Below are 6818 nucleotides of genomic sequence, written 5' to 3'. Positions count from 1 at the left end.
TATATTTTTTGATGAAGTAACTAAAAGAACTGCTAACCTCCCTCTAAATAATTCAAGTACTGACTATTCATTTTATGATGAGACTGGTCTTCCTGCTAATGAAGGAGCATCAAGAAGAGTGATAACAGGAAGGAGATTAGTTAGATTGCGCCCTGGCATTACTTACACGTTAAGGGCAAAAAGGAGTTATAATAGAAGTAGTTACTGTTCTAACCCAAATAATTCAGGTTGTTTCATCAATAATAATGGGGTAATTATTTCATTTAGTACTCCAATTAAAGTTGAGGTTCCACCAACATCTTCCACAATAATTGAAAATATCGCAGGTGGATTGAGAATTAAGCGTAAAACCGATAAGGGAAATGCAGGCTCGCCTGCGATGGTGACTGATTATGGTTACAGACTACATGATTCCGGAGGTGACGAAGTGAATACATCAAGTGGCGTCATATTGACCAAGCCGGATCATTATTACACCAGGCTGTTCAACTATTCAACAGGAGGAGGTGCATGTAACGGTTGCGGTCTGTTTAGTGTTAGCGGATGTTACCAGCAGACCATGCAGGTATATGCGGTCTTTAATATTGATTCAGACGTTCCATTGCCATTAGGGAGTACTCAAGGTAGTCATATTGGTTATCGAGAAGTGAGAGTTTCACGCTCTGGGAATGGTTACTCGATCTACAAATATACGTCACCCTATGATTACCCGGATGTGTATCCTGCATTGTATAAGAGTGCTGTTTGGGCAGCAGGAAATGAATTTACGTTTGAGCGATCAATGGAATTTTTAAAGTATCTATCTCCGTTTATTCCATCACAAGCATTTGATTGGAAGCGGGGATTGTTAGATAGTGTGGTGCAGTACGATAATAGTAAACGTAAGATTTTTGGGGAACGAAACTATTATACCTTTCATAACAACAGTTCGGAGATAAGAGGAATTAACGTCTTTTATTCAACTATTGACAATAAGTTTGACTATATAAGTTCTAAAGAGGCAAGTTATATTGATTACAAAATATCATCCGGGTGGCCGGCATTGATCAAGAAAACGATTAGCAATGATGGTGATAATGCTGTATTTAAGACGATTACCTATGAATATGCGAGTCCAAATCACATACAACCCACCACCATCATCGAATCAACTAGTGATGGCAAATCTGTTGTACACTTAGATCGCTACTCAGCCGATAAGCCATCAGATACGCAAACACCAGTCTCTGTCCTTAACGAAATGGTAGACAATAAACACATTCTATATGCAAAAATAAAAAGCGAAAGCAGGAAAAATGGTGTGTTGGCGAAAGGAGAGCAGAATAATTATAGATTGGAGAATGGCCAGGCTCTACTTTCTTCGGCTGCTGTTGCTAATGGGACGGTATACGAAAATCGGCGCGAATTCACTAAGTATGATGCTCTAGGAAATCTTTTAAGTATATCAGAAGATGGGCTAGTGAGCCACTTTATCTGGAGTTATAATAGCATGTATCCTATCGCTAAAATACAAAATGCTGAATATAGCAAGATAGAGGAATTGTTGAATGGAAGAGCGAATATTGAGGAGTTTAGTAGAAGAGAAAGGCCGACAGACGAAGATGTAAGGTTATTTTTATTACCTCTAAGAGCTCCAGGCGTTTTGAAAGGTGCAGCGATTATCACGTTTACATATGAGCCTCTGGTCGGAATGACCAGCCAGACAGATAGAAGAGGATCAACAACATATTACGGTTATGATAATCTACAGCGACTTCTTTGGATAAAAAACGAGAATCTCGAATTGCTCAAAGAATATCACTATAACTACAAGCCATAATTAAAACTATTTTTATGAAATGCTATCGTATATCTTTTATGATTCTGATTCTTGCTGCGTTCAGTCAGAAGCATAGCTACAGCCAGGACACCACCCTGGCAACCTATAATCCTGGTAAGCCGGTTGTAAGTTCCAGTGGCAGCATTACGCTTTTGCCGGGTTTCCATGTACCGGTAGGCTCCAGCTTTCATGCCTACATCAGCCGGTATAATACGACGCCCCTGGCACCCTCATTGAGCCAGAACCAGAACTATATTGTAACGTATACTCCCAGGGAGCCCTTTTCGTCCGGCACGGAACTTTCAACGAAAGTAGTGGGTGAAGTCATGCAGCGCGTGCAGTATTTTGACGGGCTGGGCAGGCCGCTGCAAACGGTACAAACCAAAGGCAGCCCGGGAGCCGACAAAGACATCGTGATTCCTGTAGAATACGACGTTTTCGGCCGGGAGGTAAAGAAATACCTGCCTTATGCCTCTTCGAGTAAGGACGGCAGTTACAAAGCCGATGGTCTGAGTGCCCAGGGAAGCTTCTATCAGGCTCCACCTGCTGGAGTTCCTACTATCCCCACGCCCTATGCACAAACCGTTTTTGAAGCCTCGCCCCTGAATCGGGTACTGGAGCAAGGAGCTCCTGGTAACCCCTGGCAGCCATACAGTGCTTCGATCGCGGGAAGCGGCCATACTGTAAAGCAAGAATATAGCACGAATACGGCTACGGGCGACCGCGCGGTGAGGCTGTTCCGTGCTGAGGTTGTTACCGCAGGAGGGGCCTACAAACGAACGCTGAGCAGTGCAGGGAACTATGGCGCCTCGCAGCTTTACCTGACCATTACCAAAGACGAGAATTGGACCAGCGGAAAAAGTGGCACTACTGAAGAATATAAAGACAAAGAAGGCCGGGTCGTGCTCAAGCGGGTATGGGAGAGCGAAAGCGTTGGGCTTTCGACCTACTATGTGTACGATGATTTCGGAGACTTGAGCTTTGTGCTACCACCTAAAGCAGCGCCTGACGGCGGGGTTCCAACCGCAACGGTGTTGAACGACCTGTGTTATCAGTACCGGTATGACGGCAGACGCCGGTTGATCGAGAAGAAACTTCCGGGCAAAGGCTGGGAGTATACGGTGTATAACACGCTGGACCAGCAGATCCTGAGCCAGGATTCGTTGCAGCGGGCTGCTAACAAATGGCACTTTGTGAAGTACAATGCCCTGGGAGCAGAAGTGATGCGTGGTTATTGCACGCTATCGGGCACCCGTTCGGCCATACAGACCGCAGCGGATAATCATGCCACCAAATGGGAGGCCTATGCGGGCTCTGCAGCCAATAATCTGGAAGGCTACAATAACCAGAGTTATCCGACTACTAATCTGCAGGTGATGCGGGTAAACTACTACGATGACTATAGCTTTCCGGGTAATCCATTCGGGGGCCAGCAGGGTAGCCAAAGCAACATGACCAAAGGCCTGCTGACAGGCAGCAAAGTCCGGTCAGGTGAGAGCGGTGCCTTGCTGCGCACGGCACTGTACTATGATGATAAAGGACAGGTAATACAGAGCAAGAGTGAGAACCATTTGCAGGGAACAGATGTAACAGATAATACCTACAACTTCAGCGGTGAGCTGACGACCAGTACCCGCGTGCATACGAGTCCTGGTAAGAGCGTGACGATGGCCACGCGGAATGAGTATGATCATATGGGGAGAAAGACCCGCACCTGGCAGAAGATCAATAATGAAAATGAGGTATTGCTGTCTTCGCTGAGTTACAACGAAGTGGGGCAGCTCAAACAAAAGAGCCTGCATAATAACATGAAGGCGATTGCTTACGCCTACAACGAGCGGGGCTGGATCAAATCGATGACAGCCGGAACAGCGATGTTTGATCAGTACCTGCGGTATAACGATCCGGCCAAGGGCGCAACAGCGCAGTGGAACGGAAACATCTCTGAGCAGGAATATACCAGTACGCATACCGGTAACCGCTGGTTTACGTACGGTTATGATAAGCTGAACAGGCTGAAGACGGCTGCCTACAGCAATGCCAACGAACTGGGAGAAGAGCTGACCTATGATCAGGTGGGCAATATTACGAAGCTGATCCGCGGTGGCACGGGCAACGGAACGTTGGACTACACCTATACGGGCAACCGGCTGATGAGCATTTCGGGCTTTAAGACGGGCACCTACGGGTATGATGGCAACGGCAACATGACTACAGATGGTGTGCGAAAAGTCATGATCGGCTACAATGCGCTGAACCTTCCGGTAAGTGTGACGGGAACGGGAGGCAATACCGGCACAGCCACTTACCTGTATGATGCCGATGGAAACAAGCAGCGCTCGGTACAGGGCACAACGACCCGCGACTACATCGCAGGGATCCAGTATGAGAACGGGCAGATCAGTCAGCTGATGACCGAAGAAGGAAGAGCGGTGCGGAATGCCAACAATACCTACCGGTATGAGTACTTCCTGAAAGATCATCTGGGCAACACACGCGTGACGATCGACGATCAGGGAGGTAACGTAGCCCGGGTAGTGCAGGCAGATGAGTATTATGCTTTTGGACTGAATAAGTTGAGGCATACACTCGGCGATAAAAATAATTATCTTTACAATGGCAAGGAGAAGCAGGATGTACTAACGGAGCAGTATGATTACGGTGCAAGGTTCTATGATCCGGTGATTGGGCGTTTTAATACAATAGACCCGCTTTCTGAGATTTCTAGAAGAAACAGTCCCTATAGTTATGCGCTTAATAACCCGATACGTTTCATCGACGTTGATGGTATGTTTGTTGATGAGCCGACTCCTGAAGAAGCTGCTATTATGTCAAAGCATGTTTACGGAGATAGAGTTGAACTGAAAGGCGGATGGAAAGTTTCCAGTGCGGGAAAAGGGATACAGTTCAATAGGGAGAGTGGCCTTAAATCGGGATTATATGAACGTACTGTCGACGGCACGACAGAATATACATATGCTACTGCAGGTACAGAAAATGGTGTAGATTGGAAAAATAATGCGGCTCAATTAGTGGGCGCTTCAGAGCAATATGCTGAATCTAAGTCTATTGTAGGGCAATTAAAGGAAAGACTTGGAGGTTCGGAACTGACTTTTACAGGTCACTCACTTGGAGGTGGTCTGGCCGAGGCTAATTCCATCGCAACTGGAGATAAGGCGATTACATTTAATGCTGCCGGATTAAGTCCGTTTACAAAAGGCGGAGGAAGATCTAACACCGATGCTTATATTATGACTACAGATCCCTTAAATGCTGTTCAGCTAGGTTCTGGGGCTGTGCCTACAGCGGGGGGAAACAAGCATTATTTGCAGCCGCGGAGTATAAGTGGGACGGTGAATGGTCATAGCATTAATTCGGTAATAGAGGCTCTAAGTACACCTACAATTGGTCAGCAAATGTTGAATAAGGTAAAGCAGGCACTAATCCCGCCTAAATTTTTTTAACATATATAATGAAAAAGATATTGATCATAATAATGGCTTTTTGCTCCTTAACATCCTGTAATAATCAGGAAGAGGAAGTTGATAAATCAAAATTACCAGGTAATGATTACCGTTTATTTCAGGGTACTCCTGCCTGGCCTTTGGCTAAGGCAGTTGAGGCGGGAGATACAGCAAAGATAAGAGAATTAGTAAGCAAGGGAATGGAAGTTGATTATCAAGAACCCCGGTTTGGGAATACATTATTGATGCTGGCGGTTATAAATAGCGGTTTTGAAAGTGCAAGCACTATGTTACAGCTTGGGGCAGACCCTAATCTAAAGGATAGTTATCGAGGTACTACAGCAATGATTGATGCAGCAGCTAATGATGACCCTAACTACATTAAGCTGCTTTTAACCCATGGTGGTGATCCGAACGCCAAAGAAACAGCGCCGGTAAAAGGTAAGGATATGGCGAGAGAAACAGCCTTGAATAAAGCTATTTCCTATAAGGATATAAATAACCTTGAACGGGTAAAATACTTGGTTGAAGCAGGGGCGGATGTAAATTATTCTAATGATGGCAATCCCTTTTTTACTAACTTGCCATTAGCTGACGCTTTTTCGCAAAAAAGACTGGATGTTGTATTATATCTATTACAACATGGTGCAGACTATAAAAGAATAATATACAAGATGTTTAACGGTCATGATGTCTACATACTGGAGGCATTAAGGAAGTGTGTATTTGACCTGCAATCGCCAGATTATCAAAAAAAGCTGGAGGTCATAGCTTTTTTGAAGGGTAAGGGCTTGGACTATTATAAAGAGCCGATTCCGGATTACATATTAAAAGAAATAAAAAAGAAATACCCTAAAAACTGGGAAGAATATTCACGGAAGTATTAATGATATACAAAGCCTAATCAGCAATGTTGGGCTTTGTTTTTAAGAACCGTATGCCTTTTGTGCTTTGGTGTCCCTTAGCACAGTATCGATAAAGAAGAACAGCTTTTCCTTGATGGCTAGGCTTAAGCTTTCTATTTCCTGCATTCGCTCTACGGTCTTTTCGTCGAACGACGCGTTCACGCCTTTGTAATCTTCCCCTAACTAGCTACATTCAAAACTAAATAATTCCAGTCAGTGACTTCCTCCCTCTATCTCGAGCAGTCTAAAATAGAGGTTCGGGGCGTATCTTCATGCAAGTTAATAAATTCCTGTGGAGATAAATCGTCCAGCGTACTATGCGGGCGGAAGTGGTTGTATTCCCATCGCCAGTCCTCGATTTTCTCACAGGCATCTTCCATACTCAGGAACCAATTGACAGAAAGGCATTCGTCTCTAAACTTACCGTTAAATGATTCAACATATGGATTATCAGTTGGTTTTCCCGGTCGGGAGAAATCCAAGGTAACATTATTCTCATATGCCCAGCGATCTACTTCTTTGGATATAAATTCACTGCCGTTATCACATTGGATTCTTTCAGGAACAACTCCCTCACATAGGACAACATTGCGAAGTTCCTGTTGAACATCTCCTCCTTTGAGGGACTTG

General features: G+C 44.8%; 4 protein-coding genes. 3 read left to right on the top strand and 1 reads right to left on the bottom strand.

The window, feature by feature from the left end:
• The 3 genes from ACKI5J_RS07325 to ACKI5J_RS07315 all read left to right on the top strand — a co-directional run.
• On the top strand, positions 1–1819 hold a 1819-nt coding region (locus ACKI5J_RS07325), incomplete at its 5' end, for a hypothetical protein (RefSeq protein ID WP_407428035.1).
• Between the two features lie 14 nt (positions 1820–1833).
• Positions 1834–5283, top strand: a complete 3450-nt coding sequence (locus ACKI5J_RS07320; RefSeq protein ID WP_407428033.1) for a DUF6443 domain-containing protein — start codon at positions 1834–1836, stop codon at positions 5281–5283.
• 8 nt (positions 5284–5291) lie between these two features.
• On the top strand, positions 5292–6170 hold the full coding sequence (locus ACKI5J_RS07315; RefSeq protein ID WP_407428031.1) for an ankyrin repeat domain-containing protein: 879 nt from the start codon (positions 5292–5294) through the stop codon (positions 6168–6170).
• 248 nt (positions 6171–6418) lie between these two features.
• Here ACKI5J_RS07315 and ACKI5J_RS07310 read toward each other — a convergent pair.
• Positions 6419–6818: integrase core domain-containing protein (locus tag ACKI5J_RS07310; RefSeq protein ID WP_407428029.1), on the bottom strand; the 400-nt coding region annotated here is incomplete at its 5' end.

This window comes from Arcticibacter sp. (assembly GCF_045629565.1).
In the GTDB taxonomy this organism is placed as follows: domain Bacteria; phylum Bacteroidota; class Bacteroidia; order Sphingobacteriales; family Sphingobacteriaceae; genus Arcticibacter.
This window is presented reverse-complemented; position numbering and strand designations above follow the sequence as displayed.

Excerpts from the sequence above, each read along its gene's own strand:
- ACKI5J_RS07320 (WP_407428033.1), top strand. The coding sequence starts at position 1,834 with ATGAAATGCTATCGTATATCTTTTATGATTCTGATTCTTGCTGCGTTC.
- ACKI5J_RS07315 (WP_407428031.1), top strand. The coding sequence starts at position 5,292 with ATGAAAAAGATATTGATCATAATAATGGCTTTTTGCTCCTTAACATCC.